The sequence below is a fragment of the Shewanella sp. 0m-6 genome (genome assembly GCF_052977325.1).
Window position 1 is genome coordinate 1 of record NZ_JBRIMD010000031.1, and the last position, 22,262, is coordinate 22,262.

General features: G+C 42.8%; 14 protein-coding genes. 4 read left to right on the forward strand and 10 right to left on the reverse strand.

Annotated features, from left to right (window positions below):
- Window positions 1-114 precede the first annotated feature (114 nt).
- On the reverse strand, window positions 115-2,796 hold the full coding sequence (gene topA / locus ACVBJC_RS17770) for a type I DNA topoisomerase (RefSeq protein ID WP_447162075.1): 2,682 nt from the start codon (window positions 2,794-2,796) through the stop codon (window positions 115-117).
- A gap of 334 nt (window positions 2,797-3,130) precedes the next feature.
- On the opposite strand from topA, the gene astB reads away from it, so the two are divergent.
- The gene (gene astB, locus ACVBJC_RS17775) at window positions 3,131-4,468 is read left to right on the forward strand and encodes an N-succinylarginine dihydrolase (RefSeq protein WP_447162076.1); all 1,338 of its coding nucleotides are present in this window, start codon (window positions 3,131-3,133) and stop codon (window positions 4,466-4,468) included.
- 78 nt (window positions 4,469-4,546) lie between these two features.
- Here the strand turns inward: astB and ACVBJC_RS17780 are convergent, their stop codons facing one another.
- Window positions 4,547-7,858 (reverse strand): invasin, encoded by a 3,312-nt coding sequence (locus ACVBJC_RS17780; RefSeq protein ID WP_447162077.1) that lies wholly within the window; start codon window positions 7,856-7,858, stop codon window positions 4,547-4,549.
- 217 nt (window positions 7,859-8,075) lie between these two features.
- On the opposite strand from ACVBJC_RS17780, the gene ACVBJC_RS17785 reads away from it, so the two are divergent.
- On the forward strand, window positions 8,076-9,404 hold the full coding sequence (locus ACVBJC_RS17785; RefSeq protein WP_447162078.1) for a dicarboxylate/amino acid:cation symporter: 1,329 nt from the start codon (window positions 8,076-8,078) through the stop codon (window positions 9,402-9,404).
- A 480-nt stretch (window positions 9,405-9,884) separates the two neighbouring features.
- On the opposite strand, the gene ACVBJC_RS17790 is transcribed toward ACVBJC_RS17785, so the two are convergent.
- From ACVBJC_RS17790 to ACVBJC_RS17820, 7 genes are all read right to left on the reverse strand, one after another.
- Window positions 9,885-11,189 (reverse strand): inosine/guanosine kinase, encoded by a 1,305-nt coding sequence (locus tag ACVBJC_RS17790; RefSeq protein WP_447162079.1) that lies wholly within the window; start codon window positions 11,187-11,189, stop codon window positions 9,885-9,887.
- A 259-nt stretch (window positions 11,190-11,448) separates the two neighbouring features.
- Window positions 11,449-12,444, reverse strand: coding sequence for a ferrochelatase (gene hemH / locus ACVBJC_RS17795; protein ID WP_447162080.1), 996 nt, complete (start codon window positions 12,442-12,444; stop codon window positions 11,449-11,451).
- Window positions 12,445-12,594: 150 nt separating this feature from the next.
- Entirely contained in the window at window positions 12,595-13,239 is a 645-nt protein-coding gene (gene adk, locus ACVBJC_RS17800; RefSeq protein WP_447162081.1) for an adenylate kinase, read from the reverse strand.
- 430 nt (window positions 13,240-13,669) lie between these two features.
- Window positions 13,670-14,515, reverse strand: a complete 846-nt coding sequence (locus tag ACVBJC_RS17805; RefSeq protein WP_447162082.1) for a co-chaperone YbbN — start codon at window positions 14,513-14,515, stop codon at window positions 13,670-13,672.
- A gap of 88 nt (window positions 14,516-14,603) precedes the next feature.
- The gene (gene htpG, locus ACVBJC_RS17810; RefSeq protein ID WP_447162083.1) at window positions 14,604-16,523 is read right to left on the reverse strand and encodes a molecular chaperone HtpG; all 1,920 of its coding nucleotides are present in this window, start codon (window positions 16,521-16,523) and stop codon (window positions 14,604-14,606) included.
- A 186-nt stretch (window positions 16,524-16,709) separates the two neighbouring features.
- Window positions 16,710-17,309 (reverse strand): recombination mediator RecR, encoded by a 600-nt coding sequence (gene recR / locus ACVBJC_RS17815; protein WP_447162084.1) that lies wholly within the window; start codon window positions 17,307-17,309, stop codon window positions 16,710-16,712.
- 236 nt (window positions 17,310-17,545) lie between these two features.
- Window positions 17,546-18,529, reverse strand: a complete 984-nt coding sequence (locus ACVBJC_RS17820; RefSeq protein WP_447162085.1) for a DUF4862 family protein — start codon at window positions 18,527-18,529, stop codon at window positions 17,546-17,548.
- A 419-nt stretch (window positions 18,530-18,948) separates the two neighbouring features.
- Between ACVBJC_RS17820 and nagA the strand changes: the two genes are divergently transcribed.
- Window positions 18,949-20,085 (forward strand): N-acetylglucosamine-6-phosphate deacetylase, encoded by a 1,137-nt coding sequence (gene nagA, locus ACVBJC_RS17825; protein WP_447162086.1) that lies wholly within the window; start codon window positions 18,949-18,951, stop codon window positions 20,083-20,085.
- 18 nt (window positions 20,086-20,103) lie between these two features.
- Complete coding sequence (locus tag ACVBJC_RS17830) at window positions 20,104-21,009, forward strand: dihydrodipicolinate synthase family protein (RefSeq protein WP_447162087.1); 906 nt, start codon at window positions 20,104-20,106, stop codon at window positions 21,007-21,009.
- Window positions 21,010-21,425: 416 nt separating this feature from the next.
- On the opposite strand, the gene nagB is transcribed toward ACVBJC_RS17830, so the two are convergent.
- Window positions 21,426-22,232, reverse strand: a complete 807-nt coding sequence (nagB, locus tag ACVBJC_RS17835; RefSeq protein WP_447162088.1) for a glucosamine-6-phosphate deaminase — start codon at window positions 22,230-22,232, stop codon at window positions 21,426-21,428.
- Between the last annotated feature and the right edge of the window lie 30 nt (window positions 22,233-22,262).

Below are 22,262 nucleotides of genomic sequence, written 5' to 3' on the forward strand. Positions count from 1 at the left end.
GTTTAAAAACACTCGGATTTTGCCATCTTATAAAGATCGGTCAACCGATCAATAAACTGCTAAATGATCGGCATTACCGATAATACGGGGCTTTTTTACGGCTTATAAAACAAATTACTCAGCTATTTTCGCCTTAGCTTTTGGTTTAGCTTTGGCCTTAGGCTTAGCCTTAGCTTTTGCCTCTGTAACCCACTTGCCATCAACAAACTTAGATGACCAGCCTGTAGCCTTACCATCAACATCTGTTGCGACATACTGCTCTTTGGTCTTACGACTAAAGCGCACTGATGCTAAGTTACCGTCATCATCTGCCACAGGCGCATCGGCTAGATACTGATACTTAGGCCATAGTAGCTCACGATACTTAATCAGCTCTTCCACTAACGGACCACGTGTCTCTCGTGATTTAGGGAAGGTACTCGCAGCCAGGAAAATACCTGCTGCACCGTCTCGCAATACAAAGTATGCATCCGACTTAGTACATTTAAGCTCTGGTAAGTGAATAGGATCTTCTTTAGGCGGCGCCGCTTCGCCACTCTTGAGCAGTTTACGGGTATTCTTACACTCAGAATTAGTACAACCAAAGTACTTACCAAAACGACCGTTTTTAAGCTCCATATCGTTGCCACAGCGATCGCACTCGATAATCGGACCTTCGTAACCTTTGATCTTAAACTGACCCGCTTCGACTTCGTAACCTTCACACGTAGGGTTGTTACCACACACATGTAGCTTACGCTTTTCATCGATTAAGTAGCTATCCATGGCTGTACCACAAATACCACAACGATGTTTAGCACGCAGCGCTTCCGTTTCAGCATCTTCACCACCTTCACTTATCGCTTCTTCGCCTGGCGTTAAGTTCAAGGTCGTCTTACAACGCTCTTTTGGTGGTAATGCGTAACCTGAACAGCCTAAGAACACGCCCGTTGTACCGGTACGAATGCCCATAGGACGACCACAAGTCGGACACTTAATGTCGTCAGTGATCACCATTTCGTTCGGGCGCATACCGCCCTCTTCTGGTGGCAATTCAGCAAGCTCTAGCTGTTTAGTGAAGTCTTTATAAAAACCATCAAGGACTTTTTTCCACTCAAGCTTACCTTGAGCGACATCATCTAATGTTTGCTCCATGCTTGCAGTGAAATCATAGCTCATCAGATCTTCAAAGCTACCGACTAAACTGTCACTAACAATTTCACCCATCTTCTCAGCGTAGAAACGACGGTTTTCAACTTTCACATAACCACGGTCTTGAATGGTTGAAATAATCGTTGCGTAGGTTGATGGACGACCAATACCGCGCTTTTCTAACTCTTTAACAAGAGAAGCTTCACTGAAACGTGCTGCTGGTTTAGTGAAGTGCTGCTTAGGCAGTAACTCTTTAAGCTTAACAGCATCGCCTTCTGCCACGTATGGCAAGGTGTTATCTTCTTCGTTTTTCTTTTTGACAGCAGTTTGAACACGAGTCCAACCATCAAAACGCAAAGTACGACCCGTCGCTTTTAGCTCATATTCACCGGCTTTAACGGTCAAACGAGTGGCATCGTATTTTGCAGGAGTCATCTGACAAGACACAAACTGACGCCAAATAAGCTCGTAAAGGCGCTGAGCGTCTCGCTCCATGTCAGACAAAGATGCCGCGCTAACTTTTACATTTGAAGGACGAATCGCTTCGTGAGCCTCTTGAGCGCCTTCTTTGCTACCATAACGAATTGGAGATTCTGGCAGATACTTATCGCCATATTCTTTACCAATCATGTCGCGCACATTCTCTAACGCTTCTTGGCTTAAATTTGTAGAGTCGGTACGCATATAAGTAATATGGCCCGCTTCATACAAACGTTGAGCCATCATCATGGTCTTCTTAACGCCATAACCTAAACGCGTACTCGCAGCTTGTTGTAACGTTGAAGTAATATATGGCGCAGACGGCTTACTTGATGTAGCTCTATCTTCACGAGCTGCCACCACAAAGCTTGACTGAGACAGCTGACTAACCGCAGTTTGTGCTTGGGTTTCATTCACTGGGCTAAATGCTTTACCTTGGAACTTGACTACCTGCATTTTCAACAAGTCGTCCGTCAAAGTATTTAGCTCAGCATGCACGTCCCAAAACTCTTCTGGCACAAATGCTTTAATTTCGCTTTCACGCTCAACCACTAGGCGAACAGCCACAGACTGTACACGGCCAGCAGATAAACCACGTGCCACTTTTTTCCACAATAGTGGTGATGCCATAAAACCAACAACACGGTCTAAGAATCGACGTGCTTGCTGTGCATTGACCATATTGGTATCAAGCACTGATGGTTGGCTAAATGCATCTTGAATCGCTGACTTGGTAATTTCGTTAAATACCACGCGTTGATAGCGAGACTCATCACCACCGATTACTTGCTGTAGATGCCAAGCAATTGCCTCTCCCTCTCTATCCAAATCGGTTGCGAGATAGATGTGGTCAGCAGACGCTGCCAGAGTTTGAAGTTCCTTAACGACTTTTTCTTTGCCGGGTAAGGTTTGATAATTGGCTTTCCAGCCTTTTTCCGGGTCTACCCCCATGCGCGCAACTAATGCTTGCTTCGCTTTTAAGCTCTTATACTCAGCCTTCTCCTCTGGAGACATCTTCTTAACTTCAGCTGCTGTCTTACTGACAACTTTAGCGTCTGAACTCGATGATGTAGGCAGATCACGGATGTGACCTACACTCGACTTAACGATGAAATCTTTGCCTAGATATTTATTAATAGTCTTGGCTTTGGCCGGTGATTCGACGATTACTAGCGATTTACCCATAGATTACTTTGCGCCAACGAGTCTCAAAAATCGGAAATTTGGCTCCATATATAGAGGGTTGTGTACAGAGTTTCAAGCTAATCCCTCTTTTATTTGTACTGGAGTATCAATTTTTAACCGTTTTTGAAATAAATGTGAAAAAAATTAGTGCGTATTTAAAAACTAATATTTCATTATTAGTCATCAAGCAAGTATTAGTTGTGCATTTCGATTCAAATTCAGTATTTTTGTCAATTATCGTTCGCTTGTGTGGTACTCACGCTTCAGTATACTGACCACAATAATTACAACTCAGAAAAGATATTACAACCTGAGATACCCTTAAGGATAAAGAATGAAGCATTTTGAAGCGAATTTCGACGGACTCGTTGGGCCAACGCATAATTACGCTGGTTTATCATTTGGTAACGTCGCCTCATTAAATAACGCCGCTGCAACCTCAAGCCCAAAAGATGCCGCGAAGCAAGGGCTCAAAAAAGCAAAGGCCCTCGCTGATCTCGGTTTAGTTCAAGGAATGCTTGCACCTCAAGAACGCCCAGACCTACACACGCTTCGTAGAATCGGTTTTACAGGCACAGATGCAGCGATCCTCTCTAAAGCGGCAAAAGACGCCCCAGCGCTACTACGAGCTTGCTGCAGTGCATCAAGTATGTGGACCGCTAATGCCGCCACAGTCTCTCCAAGCGCAGACACACACGACGGTAAACTCCATTTCACCCCTGCGAACCTTGTCGACAAGCTTCACCGCAGCATTGAACCCATTACAACGGGCAATATACTCCAAGCTACGTTTAACGATAGCCGTTATTTCAAACATCACCAACATCTGCCAGAACATGCCAGCTTTGGTGATGAAGGGGCTGCTAACCATACTCGTCTTTGCCATGAGTACGGACATGCTGGTGTAGAGTTATTTGTTTATGGTCAAGAAGCCACGAACCCATCAGCACCTAGGCCACAAAAATTCCCCGCTCGTCAAACACTAGAAGCGTCGCAAGCTGTCGCCCGCCTACACCAATTAGATGATGATGGCACAGTTTATATTCAGCAAAACCCGGATGTGATTGACCAAGGTGTATTTCACAACGATGTGATTGCCGTCGGCAACCAAAACGTGTTGTTCTACCATGAGCAGGCGTTTTTAAATACTCAGCAAAAGCTCACTGAGATTAAGCGCAAATTTGGTGACTCTGCGCTGCACTTTGTTGAAGTACCAACCTCAAAGGTTGCTATTCAAGATGCCGTAAAGAGTTATCTGTTCAATACCCAAGTCGTTACCTTACCTTCAGGTGAAATGGCAATTATTGCGCCAACTAACTGTCAAGAGAACCCAGCGGTTTTCGCTTACCTTAACGAACTTGTCACTCTTGATACGCCGATTAAGCAAGTGCTTTACTTTGACGTTAAGCAGAGCATGCAAAATGGCGGTGGCCCAGCCTGTTTACGCCTTCGTGTTGCCATGAATCAAGACGAAGTTGCCGCAGTAAACCAGCACACCTTGATGAACGATGGATTATTCACACGCTTAAATCAGTGGGTTGATAAGCATTATCGTGACCGCTTACTCGTTGAAGACTTAGCCGATCCGCAGCTTATCATTGAGTCCCGCACAGCCCTTGATGAGCTAACCCAAATCATGAAGCTAGGCAGTGTGTACCAGTTCCAGAGGTAAATAATGACTAGATGATTTTGCTCCATAAAAAATGCCGCTAAGAAGCGGCATTTTTGTTTTATTAACTCACATTAGTGATTAACCATTATCTTTAACATTAACTGAATAAATAACCGGATCCCCATACTTAGTCTGTACCGTAATTGAAAGTAACCCAGAGGTTTTTTGGTTAGGTGTCCCTTCTCTCCCGAGAGTAAACTGATAAAGCAACGGTTTATTGGAACTATTATTGCCGATAGTGTATGCCTGAGTTGAACTAGCTAATACGCCATTATCAGTCTCCGCGGAAATGGTGGTGCCATTTGACAAGGTATTATTGTTTAAATCTGATACGAATAGATACACCGTTTTAGAAGATAGACCTACATCAACATCTGGAGTGCCTGGGTCATTATCATCATCTACCATTTGTATCGTTAAATCAATTTCAGACACAGGAGTTATATTTCCAGCATCATCAATATCAACCAAACGTCCGTATGGTGTAGAGCCAGACATCACTAACGTCATATTTCTAAATACGTTTAATTGCGCCTGAGCATTATCTATCCCGGTTTGTGTGCAATTTGAAGCAGAAGTTGCCGCACACAAAATACCCGTATAAAAGCCATCTTTATCAGAGAATGTTCCATCATTGTTATAGTCAATAAACTCCTCTTCAACAGCTCCTACTGGTACAGGACTACCACGGTAAACGTCATCTTCGTTATCATCAGTAAAGGCTTCACTGATATCAGTCCAAGGCTCGCCAAAGTCATACTGACCGTTACCATTTAAATCAACAAAACTTTCTTCACCAATCGCATAAGCGGTTACTGTTGAGCGTCCTGGACGAGGTTCAGGAATAATTGATTCAGTTCCATTCAAATATCCAGCTAAAGTGGTTCCAATACATGGTGGAATTGAAGAACCATTAAATTCTGCTGGACAAGTAACTGTCACTCCTTCAAATGGGCGAGGGTTTTGACTCTCCCAACCGACAGAACACGTACCAGTTTTATCTACAGTAAGACAGTTACCACCGATATCTCCACCTTCAGTAGTAAACACAATTGATGTTCCCGCTGGAACTGGATTATTTGAGTGATCAGAAGAACGGATAGTAATAGAGGTAGTTTCGCCATCATGCTCCCAACCTTCAAGGTTCAATACTGTCGAAGATAAGCTAAAGCTATTGTAATCAGCTAATCCTGTTGTCACAGTTAACCCATCTGATACATTGGCAACTATTGGCGAGTCAGTATTTTCACGGTCTTGCCAAACTGCAAAAACTTTCACTGGTGTAGCTATAGTACCAGAATTCACAGTGACACTAATGTCGCCATTTGCATCGGAGTAAGCAACTGCGTATTTATTTAGTGCGCTGATGTTAGTTGGATACTCTGGCTCACCTGGTTTAGGGAAATTTGCGCATTTAATATAATCTACCGCTGATGGAGATGGAGATAAAGTAATCCCTCCAACGTCTGTTGATAGTTCAAAACAAACAAGTTCAGAACCTGCAGCTTGGCCCACTTCATTTAATAATCTAAAAGACACTTTTGATGTTTCTGAACGAGAGCCTGCACCACTTAAACCACCTGATACTTTTATAGCAAGCTCTGATGGAATAGCACTTACAAACTCTATGGCACCAACGCTTACTGGGTTTACAGATATATCTGAAGTTGCACTTACACTCGAAGCACCTGTAATAGCTGACACAGTAACAGTATCCGTACCTTCACAATTAATACTTCTATAAGTAGCAAAGCCTTTGCCTGCATTTGTTACTACAGGAGAATCTATAACAGCTCTACCTGCTGCCATACATTGTGAAGTAAGTTCAAGAGTGAAGGGTTGACTCGTTTCTAACTTCCCACTTGAATTTTTAACTTTAACCTCAATGACTGTTGAGCCGCCAGCAGGTAGCACTCCACTACCTACATATGTAGAAACATCAAGACTGATATCAACTCGTCCGATTTCAAATGCTTTCGTACTAATAATATCTTTTACTTTAAGTGTTAACTCACCAGCACCAACATCACCATTTGCATATAGGTCTAAAACAGCCTTACCATCGGCATTCGTGATTGCTGTACCTGATGCAGGGCTTACACCACCTAAAGTCGTCGCAGCTGTGACTAGTACTTGTTGTAATGCCTGTGTAGTACCAGAACGAGTGACTGTAGCACCAATGATCCCTGGGTTATCATTATTGATATTGTCTGTAACCACACAAACTTCGAAGTTTTTAAGCGTTTTATCCCAAGCAGTAATACCATTACAATTGTAGATATTGAAACTAATCTCAGGACTGGCTTCAACTGGATCTATCTCATCACCCGCTGTTTGAAAGCCTATCACTGCAAAAGTATCGCCATATGAAGCAGTTACTTCTCCAGCCCCTTCAATGCTACCAGCTGACAAGATAATCGATGCCGAGCCTAAGTTATCAGTTAATGCTGTACCAATATTGGGTAAAAATATTCCTAATGTACTAGCGAATCTAACGACTTTCCCTTTAATTGGTGCGCCATCTTTGTCAGTCAAAGTAATATTGATACGACCAGGGTTCTCTGAGCTAATACCACTCGTTTGATTGCCTGAAATATTATCAGTAAGTGATATTGCTATTGTGTTCTCTTCGCCGTCCCCACCAGGAGCATCGCCGATAACGCTATAACTATAATTATCACTTACAATATCATCATTAGACTTGTACTTTGCGATAACTTTACCTGCACCTTTTACAGTTCCCGAAATAATATCTATTCGAGCTTCACCACTTGAATTAGTAAGTGCAGTTCCTGAAGATGGATTAATAATTCCTTCGCCTTCGATAGTAAATTCAATAACTGAGAACTTTACAGGCTTATCTTCTTGAGTAAGAGTAACTATTACTGTACCTGGAGTAGATTGTGATATCTCTCGAAGCTCTTGTTTAGTTGAGTCAACGACAGTTAACGATAATTCAAAAGGCTCAATAGCTGTTCCATCACCAATCATGGTAACCTGCAACGTTTCAGACTCTCCCGAAGAAATTGACGCTGTAACCGTCGCTCCAGTATTTATGGAGCCAGCCCTAAGGTCTATTGATGCTATACCTTCAGAGTCAGTGGAAACCTCACCAGTTCCAGGGGTAAAAACACCATAGGTTGCATTATTTAATGAAAATGAAACCAATGTACTTACAGGAGCCCCATTGGAATCGGTCACCTTTGCAGTAATTGTCGCATTTTCTGCAACCGATATAAGCGAATTTGTCGTGTTTAACTCTATTGAAATTGCAGTTGGGTCAGGAGTAGTTCCACCATCTTCATCTTCAGAAATACTACCTCCACCACTACAACCAACGAGAATAAACGACCATATAAAAGCAATAAAAATGCTATAAGCTGACTTCATTGTCAGACTCCCTGTTACTCAGATTATTATTTTTGATAACTATCAAGCTACCTAGCTACTCACATTACACAATTTTCCCATAACTTTTCCACAATAAACATCTATTTATTTGCAAGAACCCTGCAAAACTTAACTTTTACCCCATTTCCTCGGTGACACTTTCTTGCTAGGCTTTATGACGCAAATTGAAAAGCATAAAAATTATACAGGAAGCACTATGTCTGCTACGAAAACCAAAAAACTCGGCTTAACGAGTAAAATTATTATCGGTATGTTTACCGGTATTATTCTCGGGCTGTTATTACGCAATCTGTTTCCAGAGAGTGACTTTGTCAAAGAGTACATCACAGAGGGTGTGCTCAATGTAATCGGTACCATCTTTATCTCAAGCTTAAAAATGCTTGTTGTTCCTCTTGTTTTTGTTTCATTAGTCTGTGGTACTTGTTCACTGAGTGAGCCTTCTAAAGTGGGTCGACTCGGTGGCAAAACCATCGCGTTTTACTTGTTTACCACTGCGATTGCACTTTCAATGGCCATTTTAGTGGCTATTGCTGTCCACCCAGGTAACGCCAGTATGGTCACTGAAGGCATGCAGTTTGATGTCAAACAGGCACCAAGCCTTTCAGATGTACTGATTAACCTTGTCCCCACTAACCCACTGCATGCAATGAGTGAAGGTAATATGCTGCAGATCATCATATTTGCGGTGATCTTCGGTTTTGCTATCTCGCATATTGGCGAGCGTGGCGCACGTGTTGCAGCGCTGTTTAACGACCTTAACGAAGTGATCATGCGTGTTGTTACGCTAATCATGCAGCTTGCTCCATATGGTGTGTTTGCCTTGATGGCAAAACTTGCTCTAACACTGGGCATGGAAACCTTTGGTAGCGTGGTTAAATACTTCTTCGTAGTGCTTGGCGTATTACTTATCCATGCGTTTGTTGTTTACCCTGTGTTGCTTAAAGTATTCTCGGGACTTAATCCATTCACCTTTATCCGTAAAATCCGCGACGTACAGCTATTTGCCTTCAGTACGGCAAGTTCAAATGCCACATTGCCTGTGACGATTGAGACTGCAGAGCACCGTATGGGCGTTGACAATAAGATTGCCTCTTTCACCTTGCCACTAGGTGCGACCATTAACATGGATGGCACCGCAATTATGCAAGGTGTTGCAACCGTCTTTATTGCTCAAGTATTTGGTATCGAGCTAACCATCACCGATTACGCTATGGTTGTGGTAACAGCAACCCTTGCCTCTATCGGTACTGCTGGTGTGCCTGGTGTGGGTCTAATCATGCTTGCTATGGTACTAAACCAAGTAGGCCTTCCTGTTGAAGGTATCGCATTGATTATTGGTGTGGATAGATTGCTTGATATGGTCCGTACTGCGGTTAACGTCACTGGCGATACAGTCGCGACAGTGGTGATTGCCAAGTCTGAAAATGAATTTAACGAAGAAATCTTCAACAATACTCAAGCGGGTAAAGTCGCTCCTGGCTTTAACGCTCAAGTTCATGCTGAAGAAATGAACTTGAACAAATAAACATATTCGTTCAACCTAAAAAGGTAGCCTAACGGATCAATGCCGATCGTTTAAGCGTAAAATGAGAAATTAGCTAATATTCTAAAACGTTTAAAAGCAAAGAACCCAGTGAAAGCTGGGTTCTTTCATTGTAAGCCTTTAATCGAATCGCGGGATATAGGCTTATCCGAATAGCATTAATCCTAATGGATGCCTTTTTACTTTCTATTTACTGGCTAACTCGTCAGGTTGCAACCTTTACGGCATAGCATTGCCAATGCTGGCCCATTAGCTACAGCGATTGCTCAGTAGAATTGAGTTTCTTTAATCCTCTCGAAGGTACGCCGCCAACCATACAGTCTACCGGTACATTCTTAATGTATTCGCTCATATCATTAATTGTTTAAATTAAAATGATAGATTCAAAAAAGGCATAACTCGAATTAACCAAGTTATGCCTTTCAAAAAGATGTCGCTATTAGGCCATAAAGGCCGCTGTGCTTATCTTTCCCAGTACGACTCTTCTAAGCTATCTTCACGCTCTGGTAAGCCGCGAGAAAGTCTTGGGCTATGCTGCGCGAGTACTTCATAAGCAACGCGGTTTGCGTACTTACAAATTTGCGAGAACGACGAATAACACAGGCCATCACGCTTGTGCTTGCTCGAACCTGGCACATTGGTCTTATGGAAAGTGTTAGACGCTAAATCATGCAATAGCGCCGCTAATGCACCATCACCGGCGCCGTTAGTATTACGAATAATTTCTGGGCCGCCCATATAAGGTGAAATATGTGCGTACACCTTTAATGGTGATTCACAATCTACTTTTAATTTAGGACGTGAAAACTCATAACGGTTAAACTCTGGAATAGAGCCCGGTAGCAGAGTGTGGCTGGTTTCGCGCTTTTCAGAATCTTCAGTGTAACCCGCGGTATAAAGCCCTAAAGGACCCGCCGTTGTTAACACCATGTCACACCACTCAAGCGCTGCTTCACTGGCTTGCAGTGGATCGCTAAAGCCAGTTAACGCTTCACCTTCATCTTCATTCATCGCCAAAATGGTCACATGTTCGTTAATGAACTCCTGCCACCATTTAGGATCTTCTTCAATGAGGAAACGCGTACCAAGCGTTAACACCACAGGCACTTCAGCTTCTTTAGCATAGTTAATCGCCGTCATTGCCGCGTCAGTGATCTGATCGTCACCACTTGCGCGCATCAAATACGCGGTTAAGATCAACGCAGAGCCACCTTGAACCACTTCTTTATCGATATATTCCGGCGTCATTTTGTCCATTGAGCCTTTGCTGATAGCAAAAGTACGCTCGCCGCACTCAGAGATCAGCGTGAAGCAACGACCAATTGGGCCAGCGACTGGCTGAAGGTAGTTCAAATCGACTTTAGAAGAGGTATTACACAGGTAACGATAAGCATAACTGCCAATTTCAATGTTTTGGCTCATAACGCCAAACAGTACTGAGCGGTCGTCAGCTAAAATAGAATAGTTATGAACCGTATTACCAATGGTGCCACCCGCGAACTCGTCACTGATAAGCTCTTGTTGTTTCAACTCGGTATAAAGCGCGTGTGCTCTATCATCATCGATTAAAGTTGAGTTGCCTTTAGGTAACTCATATCGAGTCAATAGCTCATCTTCCACTTTCGCCTCAATATCTACAAGCGTCTGATCGATACCAGAGATGTAGGTTGAAATTGGCAGAGGCTGTTGGATCAACTGCGCAAGCAGAGGATCACGATTTTTAACGGGAAAATAGTGTTTAGACTTACGCTGACCTGGAAACTTCATATAGAGCTCTCTTTCATTCGGCATCCATGCAAAATATAAATTAAAACGGGTAAGTTATCTCAAGTTGTTTATTCTAATTCGAATAAACAAACTCTGCATCTCTAGCGACTAACGCGATAAAAATTTTGTCTTCAACGTTATAGCCTAGTCAAAAACCAAGCCTATAAGATAGATTCAAAAGGCTAGATGCACGAAAAGGTGGGCGATTTTACCACAACCCTCCTCTTTCGCTAGCTGAAATCACCCAATACAGCAGAAATTAATGCCAACCTTGAGTTTGTTTTTGAACAATTTGGGCTAATAGTTGAATATGTTGCTCTGAATCATTCAAACAAGCAATAAACTCGTAACGTTCACCACCAGCAGACAGAAACGCCTCTTTGCCTTCTTCAGCGATCTCTTCGAGTGTTTCCAAGCAATCACAAGAGAATGCTGGGCACATAATATCCACTGATTTTATCCCTTGCTTGGGTAAGTCCTCTAATAACTGATCAGTTGCTGGAGAGATCCATTGCTCTTTTCCAAATTGCGATTGAAAACAAACTCGCCATTGCTCTGCTGTTAATTCAAGTTGTTCAGCCAACAGTTCAGCGGTTCGTTGGCATTGCTGTTGATAAGGGTCGCCTTCGGTCACGTAGCGCAGCGGTACGCCATGAAACGACATCAATAACACTTCTGCCTGGCCTTTGGCCTGCCAATGGTTTTTAACCGACTGCGCTAAGGCTTGGATATAGGCGGGATGATCAAAGTACTGCTTATTCATACGCATTTCTGGGATATTACGCTCAGCTTTTAATAGCTCGGCTAGCGCATCATAGACCGGCGCAACAGTAGAGCAGGAATATTGAGCGTAAAGCGGCAGAACGAAAACCTTATCAACGCCTTGAGACGTTAAGTTATCAAGGCCTGTCTGCAGTGATGGATTGCCATAACTCATGCCTAATTCAACAGGAATAGATTGTCCAAGCGTCTCTTTTAATAACATCTTGAGTTTATCGCGCTGTTTCTGGCTTATCACCATTAGTGGCGAGCCATCTTCCCACCAAATAGATTGATAGAGTTTAGCGACTTTTGACGGGCGGGTGTTCAATATGATGCCGTTTAAAATCGGCTTCCAGATCCACGGTGATAAATCGACCACGCGAGGGTCACTTAAAAACTGTTTTAGGAATTTTTTAACATCAGCAGCAGTTGGTGAATCAGGCGTACCTAAGTTTACTAACAACACGCCAAATGGAGGCACAGAGTCACTCACATGAATTCTCTTTTTAGTAAGATATTCACGTCAGGCTATCACTGCAAAACGCATAAAAAAAGCCCATTTAAATGGGCTTTTTCAAATATGAGAACTAGCTCATAAACACATATTTACTCGAGTATTTTTTATACTCTGTAAGCGTTGTTTTTAGCCAAGAACCGTAACGATCTCTTCGCTAACAGTCGCTACAGACTGAGTGCCGTCAAACTTGTTATAAGTCACGTCACCTTTAGCTGCAATTGCGCCGTAGTATTCTACTAATGGCTTAGTTTGCTCGTGATAAATATCAAGACGCTTACGTACTGTAGACTCTTCATCGTCAGGACGGATTGCTAAATCTTCACCAGTTACGTCATCTTTACCTTCAACCTTTGGTTGATTAAAAACGATGTGGTAAACACGGCCAGAACCAGAATGAACACGACGACCGCTCATGCGCTTAACGATCTCTTCGTCAGGCACGTCGATTTCAATCACGTGATCAAGTGCAATACCGCTTGAAGCCATAGCATCTGCTTGCGGAATAGTGCGTGGGAAGCCGTCTAATAGGAAACCTTTAGCACAATCATCTTGTGCTACACGCTCTTTTACTAAGCCAATGATTAGCTCATCAGAAACCAACTGGCCAGCGTCCATGACTTTCTTAGCTTCTAAGCCAAGTGGAGTGCCAGCTTTTACCGCTGCACGTAGCATGTCGCCTGTTGAAATTTGAGGAATACCGTACTTTTCCATGATGAATTGGGCTTGGGTACCTTTACCGGCACCTGGGGCACCTAATAGCATAATGCGCATCTGAATCTTCCTCTTAATTTCGCACTGTGATACCAACATCCGCCTAGAATAAGCAAAAAGCTGTCTAGTCGATGGGTATTGTTATGTTTAGGGCGGCGATCTTCGCATAAATAGCCGCTATTTTGAAGCTATTTTCATTCGACTTTAGCATCAGTCATAATAAAAATCTTTGATACTAGGGCTGTTAATCTTTCGAGCTTAGCTTTTGTTCGGATCCAATCGTTTTAGTGCAAGGCATAAACAATGATGATTAGCTAGCTAAGCAAAAAGCGTGTAACGCAGCAATAGAACGATTGAAGCGCCGCGCTTCTTGGCTATTTTACTGCGTTATAGGCTATATGTGGAGAATGGCTAAGCGGCATAACCTTTACCTTATCAAATAGCCAATAAACAGCGGCAAAAGTAACCGTGAAAGGTCAACCATCACCAATCAGTAAAGTAAAGTGTAGAGTTTACGTCTGTATTGATTAGCTAAGCTATTGCCTTGCCCTAACGCGGTTAAAATCTCTAAAAAAAGTCCCTTTACCTTGCCATCTAATGCGGAAACATCTTTTTGCAGCGGTGCAAACAACAAAGCTAATGCTTCATCGTTACGTCCTGCTTGATGCAATGCTTTCGCTAACTCAACTGCTAAGGCTAAGTTATCAGGGGCATTGTCTACATCTTGTTGCAGCTTTCTAATCTCGGGCGTATCGGCAGCATCTAACGCTAAAGCTAACTTTGCCTTGAGACTTTGATAATAACTGTCTTGATCAGCCAGGCCTACAGAGTCGAGTAAACCTTGAGCATCTTCAAGTACACCCAGTGACAGATAAACATCGGCTAATGCTAACGCGATTTCTGGCAGTTGCTTGTCGCTATACGCCTCTTTTAACAAAGGCAAAGCGCCAATGGCATTTTGCTCGGCTAAAAATACACGTGCTTGATTAAGCTTAAGTTGCCACTCAGCGGGTAGATGCTTATCTAGCATCTCTAATATTTGCGGCGCTTCTTGTACACCAGCAAAACCATCAACCGGTTTACCTTCATGCAAAACTAGGGTGGTTGGCAAACTTTGGATCTGGAAATAATTAGCAATTTCCATTTCTGTTTCACAGTTAACTTTAGCGAGTACAAAACGGCCCGCTTGCTGCTGTGCAATATTCTCAAGGGTCTGCATCAAGGCTAAGCTCTCAGGGCTTTGACTCGCCCAAAAGGCCATCACAACGACCTGCTCCATCGAAGCATCGACTACTTGTTGAATATTTTCTTTAGTCAGTTCTAGAATCGATTCCATAACTTTCCTTTAGCTTTCGCCTGAACTTATACCAATCTGGACCATAAAAAAGAGGCAGTGTTACTGCCTCTTTAATCATAGCTGCTAATTACTTAACGTTAGCTAGTAGCATTTGGTTCATTAGCTTAATAAACGCAGATGGGTCAGCTAGGCTGCCTTTTTCCGACAACAATGCTTGCTGTAATAATAGCTCTGACCACTGTGCAAATTGCTGCTCGTCTTGCTCGTCATTTAAACGTGCTACTAGAGGGTGCTCAGGGTTTAGCTCAAATGTTGGCTTAGACTCAGGTACATCTTGCCCTGCTGCTTGCATAAGCTTAATCATTTGCGTTGACATCTCGCCTTCACCAGCAACCACACATGCAGGAGTATCAGTTAGGCGGGTCGTCACTTTAACCGCAGACACTTTATCACCTAAGCTGTCTTTAACGCGCTTAACTAAGCCTTCTGACTCAGTTTCAAGTTTCTCTTGTGCTTCTTTCTCACCCGCATCTTCAAGCTCACCCAGTTCAAGATCACCACGTGTAACTGAATGTAACTTCTTACCGTCAAATTCAGTTAAGTGATTAATCAACCACTCATCGATACGCTCTGACATCAACAGCACTTCGATGCCCTTCTTACGCAGTAATTCAAGGTGTGGGCTGTTTGCAGCAGCTTCATAGCTGTCGGCGACAATGAAATAGATCTTAGACTGACCTTCTTTCATACGTTCAACATAATCTGCCAGTGATACATTGGCAGTCGCTTCACCGGTATGCGTCGATGCAAAACGTAATAGGCCAGCGATACGTTCTTTGTTAGCAAAATCTTCAGCTGGGCCTTCTTTTAGCACTTGGCCAAATTCGGTCCAAAAAGACTGATATTTTTCAGCATCATTCTTAGCAAGCTTTTCAAGCATGCCCAGTACACGCTTAGTTACAGCAGTGCGCAGTGCCGTGGTGACTTTATTATCTTGTAAAATCTCACGAGATACGTTCAGAGGTAAGTCGTTTGAGTCGATAAGGCCCTGCACAAAACGTAAGTAACTTGGCATAAACTGCTCTGCATCGTCCATCACAAATACACGTTGCACAAACAGCTTTAGACCATGTTTACGGTCGCGATTCCACATATCCCAAGGCGCTTTAGCCGGAACATAAAGTAAACTCGTGTATTCTTGCTTACCTTCTACACGGTTGTGACTCCAAAGTAATGGGTCAGCAAAATCATGAGAAAGGTATTTGTAAAACTCTTTGTACTCTTCCTCTGACACATCGCTCTTGTTACGAGTCCAAAGTGCTGTAGCCTTGTTGATAGGCTTCCAGCTACCTTCAACTGCTGGCGTTGCTTCAGCGCCCTCTTCTGTTGCTTCAACCGCAGGCGTGCCTTCTTCATACATCTCTACCGGTACAGAGATATGATCTGAGTACTTAGTGATGATTGAACGTAGGCGATGGTCATCTGCAAACTCTTGCTCATCTGCACGCAGATGTAATGTGATTTCAGTACCCCGGTTTTGCTTAGAGATAGTCTCAACGGTAAAGTCACCTTCACCGGCAGATTCCCAAAGTACCGCTTCATCAACGCTATGGCCAGCAGCACGAGTGCGAACAGTTACGCGATCTGCAACGATAAAGGCTGAGTAGAAACCCACACCGAACTGGCCAATTAATTGCGAGTCTTTTGACTCATCGCCAGACATGTTCTTAAAAAATTCTGCAGTACCCGATTTTGCGATTGTACCTAGATGCTCAATCACACCGTCGCGGGTCATACCGATACCGTTATCTTCGATAGTAACAGTACCTTTTTCTTTATCAGCGCTAATGCGAACTCGTAGCTCGCCATCACCTTCATAAAGGTCATCGTTTGTTAGGGCTTCATAGCGTAGTTTATCTGCCGCGTCTGCCGCGTTAGATACCAACTCACGCAAAAAGATCTCTTTATTCGAGTACAAAGAGTGGATCATCAAATGCAGTAGTTGTTTGACTTCAGTTTGAAAGCCGTGCGTCTCTTGTTGTGACATGAAATGTTCCCTTTAAAAATCAGTTTAAATAAAGCTTACAAATAAGATGGGGTTATAAAATGGCTTTTCAAGGGAGAAATGCTGCATTGGTTTTAATTGCACAAAAAAAAACCAGTCTGCGACAATGCGTTGACTGGGTTTAATTGCGTTTCTTATATGCACTTCATCATGCAAAGCACACAAACATTAAATCGGTAAACGTCCGTTAAAAGAAAGCGCTAACGTGGTGCTATCAACATACTCCAGCTCACCGCCGACGGGTACACCATGGGCAATTCGGCTAACGGTTAGTTGGTGACGCTTTGCCATATCGGCGATATAGTGCGCAGTGGCGTCACCCTCAACAGTGGGATTGGTCGCTAAAATAAGCTCATTGATATCACCTGACGCTAAATGCTGCTCAAGTAGCGCCAGCCCTAACTCTTCAGGGCCAACACCGTCAAGCGGAGATAAGTGCCCTAATAAGACAAAGTACCGCCCAGAAAAATGACCGCCAGCCTCAATTGCCAACACATCCGCAGGAGTTTCAACTACGCAAATCACATCTGAATGACCACGCTTTGTACTGACACAAATTGGGCAGTAAGTTTCCTCGGTGAAAGTACGACATGACTGACAATGTCCGACATCTGACATCGCTTTAGCTAGCGAGTCAGCAAGTTTAGATCCCGCTTTACGGTCACGCTCTAACAGCTGAAACGCCATTCTTTGGGCAGATTTTGGGCCAACACCAGGTAAACAACGAAGTGACTGAATGAGCTCATCAACGAGTGGACTAAATTTCATTTAACGTTCCGCATAACAAGGTGCTGCACACCTCTAAAATTGAATTAAATAGCCAAAGGAAAAAGCTTTGCTAAATAGATTGGTTGGGGATGTTAACATAGAAAGCCTGAATTTGAGCGTGATTTCACGTTAAATAAAACCAGACATACTCTCTAAAATCCCCACCGCTTCACGGCTAAATTTGCCGTTAAAAACACTTAACTTTAATTAGAAATCTAACAGCTCCTAGTCCCATTTTAAGAAACTGACGTTCCATTTGGTTCTAAAGCATGATCCAACAAGGTCAGTAAACTTTTTATATATGAAACACGTTGCTCAACATCGGCTCGGTTTGGTTGCAAAGAAATTTTACCGCCGATAAAGCTCAAGCTGTGCGGTTGACACGCCTGCAATGAATTTGCGATCTCTTTAAAGGTCAATAATGAACCTTCGGCATAACTTGGAATATAGAGATCTTTAGCAGGAGGCATGTGGGTATCCTTCCACTTGCCATACGGCCCTTCAATATCACTGGCTCCAGAAAATATAATGCCTTTCAGTAATCCGCTCTGCTTAGCCAATTCAATGTGCTGTAAAGGTCCGTTAGTACTGCGAGCCTCAATTGCCGAACGCCCCCAATTAATACTAATACCTAGGTCACTCTGTAGTTTACTATTAACGTATTGTGCAGCCGAGATCTCATCTTCTAAACGCATAAATCCTTTTTCTGCATCTTGGCCTTCTATATAGGCATCACAATGCTCAATAACCAGTTTTGCTCCGTGCCAATCCCACGACAACATTGTCTCTAATGAATATTGTAAGGCTGTAACAGACGATGTTGAATTTTTTGATATTTTGGGAGCCGTATGAATCTTAAGAAAACTTACCGCCTCCCGTCCAAGATGATTATTTAATGTAATAATCGCTTGTTGAGCCTGCTGATAAAAAACTAATGCGGCTTGTCTACCGGCTTCATTTGTTGACGCTATACCGAAGTGGGGATTACTCGCTAACTGTCCCATCACTCCTGGAATAGAGGTAAATACAAACTGCCAGTCCTTACTGACATTACTTAAAAACCATTCATCATCATAAGGATGTAACTTACCGACAAAAGGATGTTCAATACCAATAATGTTTTCTTCGGACTTTAAATGTTGATAATACTGTGTCTCAAGCCCAGGCTCCCAACCTGCAGCCGAAGGAGCAGTAGCATATGCGCCAACAATATATTCCATCAATCGTTTTCCTTATCATAATAAAAACCTAACAGGTATACCTATTACACCACCATGTAAGTATAGATGCAATTTTGTTTATGGACATTCGTTTGCATAGCTAGTACTGCTATGCCTCAATAGCATCACAGCTTGCACATCAATATCTAGTTTAACTAATCAGCCTGCGGGTTTGACCCTCACAGAGATAACATCAATCCAAAATAGACTCGTGCGCAATTCACTCCCCAACAAGCATAAGCCACATCAACACGAAACTTTTCTTTGACAAAAAACAAACAACTGGTACATTGGTATAACAGGTTGACGAGATACCTGTTATGACAGGTAGCGCAACTGGCTAACCTTACACTCACTCAGCGCCGGATCATAGAACCGCATCAAGTGGGATTGTCTTCAGCAATAGAGCCTAATAAATCATGATTACGACAGTGATAGCCGAGCAAGTATTTAATGGTAGAGAGATCTTGGAAGATCAGCCAATCACTTTCCAAGATGGTAAAGTGATTGCTTTTGATAGCGTAAACAACGCAAAAGAATTCAAAATTTCAGGATTATTAACCCCAGGCTTTATTGACGTTCAAGTTAATGGTGGTGGCGGCTATTTGTTTAATCAGCAAACTCACTTAACGGCTCTCGAAGCTATGGTGCATGCCCACAGTCGTTATGGCACCACTGGGTTACTTCCAACGCTAATTACCAGTGATTTAAACACATTAAACAATGCCGCAAATACTATCGCTGACGCCATTAAAAAACGGCTTCCAGGCGTTATAGGTGTTCACTTTGAAGGACCTCATATCAGCGAGCCCAAAAAAGGGATCCACAATAGCCAGCACATAAGGGCCCTAAGTGATCAAGAAATGGCAGTGTATTGCCGTAACGACCTAGGTATAAAAGTGGTCACCATCGCACCAGAGTGTGTGACAACAGAGCAAGTAAAATCGCTAATAGCACACAATGTTAAAGTATGTTTAGGCCACTCCAATGCGAGCTTTGAACTCACTCAAACAGCGCTCGATACTGGCGCAATCGGGTTTACTCATCTATTTAATGCAATGTCGCCACTCACATCCCGAGACCCCAATATGCTAGGCGCTGCACTTCTTGATAAGAATAGCTGGTGTGGCCTTATCTTAGACGGCCATCACGTGCACCCTGCAACGGCAAAGCTTGCTACCAAAGTTAAAAGCAATGGAAAAATGATGTTAGTGACTGATGCAATGTCTACCATTGGTAGCAACCAACAAACATTTGAGTTTGATGGTCATCAAATACAACTCAGCACTAATAAGTTAACCAGCCAAACCGGTCAATTAGCAGGCTCTGCATTAGATATGATAACGGCGGTCAACAACGCCCAAACTATGCTAGATATTTCACTAGAAGAGTCTCTAAGAATGGCAAGTGTGTATCCAGCAGACTTTCTCGGCATTAATACAGCCACGCAATTACTTGCAATAGGCGCTAATGCAGACTTCACCGTACTTGAAAAGAGTAACCAAACAAGTTTACACGTAAACCAAACATGGATTGATGGCAAACAAATATTTTAATTTAAATAAAGGATTACCATGAAAAAACTAACTGGATTAATCGCAGCACCGCATACTCCATTTGATATTAATGGTGATGTTAATCTGCCTGTTATCGATCAAATTGCCGCACTGCTCATCAAACAAAATGTTAAAGGTGTTTATATTTGCGGCACAACAGGCGAAGGCCTCAATTGCTCCGTCAATGAGCGAAAAGCGGTAGCAGAGCGCTGGGTTAATGCCGCACAAGGTAAACTAAGTATTACAGTTCATACTGGTGCCCTATCCATTGTTGACACGCTAGAGCTAACTAAGCACGCCGACACTCTTGATGTATTTGCAACATCCGTTATTGCACCTTGCTTTTTTAAACCCAGTTCAGTCGATTGCCTTGTCAAATACTGCGCAACCGTCGCGGCCGCGGCGCCAAGTAAAGCTTTTTATTACTACCACTCAGGAATGTCGAATGTCATGTTTGATATGGAACAGTTTCTTATCAAAGCAGATAAAGTCATTGATAACCTTGCAGGTATAAAATTTAACCATGTCGACTTATATGAGTTTCAGCGCTGTAAGCGAGTAGCCAATGGTAAATTCGATATTCCATTTGGTGTCGATGAGTCACTGCCAGGCGGGCTCGCAGTAGGCGCTATCGGCGCTGTTGGTAGTACTTATAATTACGCAGCCTCGCTGTATTTGGACATAATTGATGCGTTTAACAAAGGAGAGCAACAAACTGTCACTCACTTAATGAATAAGGTTATTGGCCTTATTCGACCTCTTGTGCAATATGGCGGAGTCGCGGCAGGGAAAGCGGCAATGCAACTACATGGGATTGATGTTGGCGATCCTCGCTTGCCAATTAGAGCTCTATCACCACAAGAAAAAGAGGAGGTCATCGTGCAAATGAAAGCCGCCGGCTTTATGGAGCATACAGCTTCATAACGCCATGATGCTGATGCTATCGCTTATTTCTTACTTATATTTATGTTTAAAGGCCAAGTCGGTAGCTTTAACCACCCCATTTGGCCAACCCAATAAGTAATAGTAAGCCGAACTCGTTAACACCTAGATTTCCTTAGACTTTCGATATATAGCAAAACACCAATATTTTGCCGATATTTTAAGTGTTTTATAGTGAGGTCGCATTTAATGCACTATATATCAAACCATCATCATCTTGATGATGGTTTTTCTTTATCTATACCGACTCAATTTAAAATTGATTTATCCCCCCCCTCTTTAAACTCATAGAGTTGACTCTCTTTCGATTGATTATTCTTATTTTGCGGCAATAAAAAAAGCCATATTAAACAATATGGCTTTATAAAGAAGCACTCAAATTAACTGCCGCACACAAGCTAGCACATTGTTAATAGTCCGTGACTATCAGTCACTTTTTGCTGCTCTTTATCGGCCCACAAAAAGTAATCTTGTTCAGTTAGCTCGCTAGCGGCGGCCTTATCGATAAGAATAACCGCATGCTGATGTAACTGTAGCGCTGATGCGGGACACATGGCATTTAATGGTCCGGTGATCATTTGCTTCACTGCCGACGCTTTATTTTTTCCTGTAGCCATCAACAACACATAACTAGCTTCTAAAATAGTGGCAATCCCCATAGTCATAGCCATTGTTGGTTGAAATTCACCTTGACCAAATAAACGGCTGTTATCTGTTAACGTTTGCTTGGTTAAAGTTTTTATTCTGGTGCGTGATGACAGACTCGATGTTGGCTCGTTAAAACCTATATGACCATTTGCACCTATGCCCAATATTTGCAGATCTATTCCACCTTTATCTTTTATCTTTTGCTCATACGCCTGGCCTTGGAGGCGAGGATTTTGCTCTGAGCTACATGTAGGTAAATACGTCCGACTAGGCGCAATATCAACATGATCAAATAAATGCTTTTGCATAAAAGTACGGTAACTTTGAGGATTCTCAGCCGCAATATTGTGGTACTCATCAAGATTAAATGTGGTGATATCGGCAAAGCTTAAGTCGCCATGTCGATATTGCTCCACCAGAAGCTCATATAGACTAATTGGCGTGCTTCCGGTAGCTAAACCTAAAACTGCCGCAGGCTTTTGTTTAATGACTTCTGTTACCCATTGCGCTGACTTTTCGGCAACTTGCTCTGGGGTATCTAAAATAATTACTTGCATATCAATTCCAATATCAAGGTAAAACACAGG

Coding starts and splice junctions, on each gene's coding strand:
- topA (WP_447162075.1), bottom strand. CDS start 2,796: ATGGGTAAATCGCTAGTAATCGTCGAATCACCGGCCAAAGCCAAGACT.
- astB (WP_447162076.1), top strand. CDS start 3,131: ATGAAGCATTTTGAAGCGAATTTCGACGGACTCGTTGGGCCAACGCAT.
- ACVBJC_RS17780 (WP_447162077.1), bottom strand. CDS start 7,858: ATGAAGTCAGCTTATAGCATTTTTATTGCTTTTATATGGTCGTTTATT.
- ACVBJC_RS17785 (WP_447162078.1), top strand. CDS start 8,076: ATGTCTGCTACGAAAACCAAAAAACTCGGCTTAACGAGTAAAATTATT.
- ACVBJC_RS17790 (WP_447162079.1), bottom strand. CDS start 11,189: ATGAAGTTTCCAGGTCAGCGTAAGTCTAAACACTATTTTCCCGTTAAA.
- adk (WP_447162081.1), bottom strand. CDS start 13,239: ATGCGCATTATGCTATTAGGTGCCCCAGGTGCCGGTAAAGGTACCCAA.
- ACVBJC_RS17805 (WP_447162082.1), bottom strand. CDS start 14,515: ATGGAATCGATTCTAGAACTGACTAAAGAAAATATTCAACAAGTAGTC.
- htpG (WP_447162083.1), bottom strand. CDS start 16,523: ATGTCACAACAAGAGACGCACGGCTTTCAAACTGAAGTCAAACAACTA.
- recR (WP_447162084.1), bottom strand. CDS start 17,309: ATGAAATTTAGTCCACTCGTTGATGAGCTCATTCAGTCACTTCGTTGT.
- ACVBJC_RS17820 (WP_447162085.1), bottom strand. CDS start 18,529: ATGGAATATATTGTTGGCGCATATGCTACTGCTCCTTCGGCTGCAGGT.
- nagA (WP_447162086.1), top strand. CDS start 18,949: ATGATTACGACAGTGATAGCCGAGCAAGTATTTAATGGTAGAGAGATC.
- ACVBJC_RS17830 (WP_447162087.1), top strand. CDS start 20,104: ATGAAAAAACTAACTGGATTAATCGCAGCACCGCATACTCCATTTGAT.
- nagB (WP_447162088.1), bottom strand. CDS start 22,232: ATGCAAGTAATTATTTTAGATACCCCAGAGCAAGTTGCCGAAAAGTCA.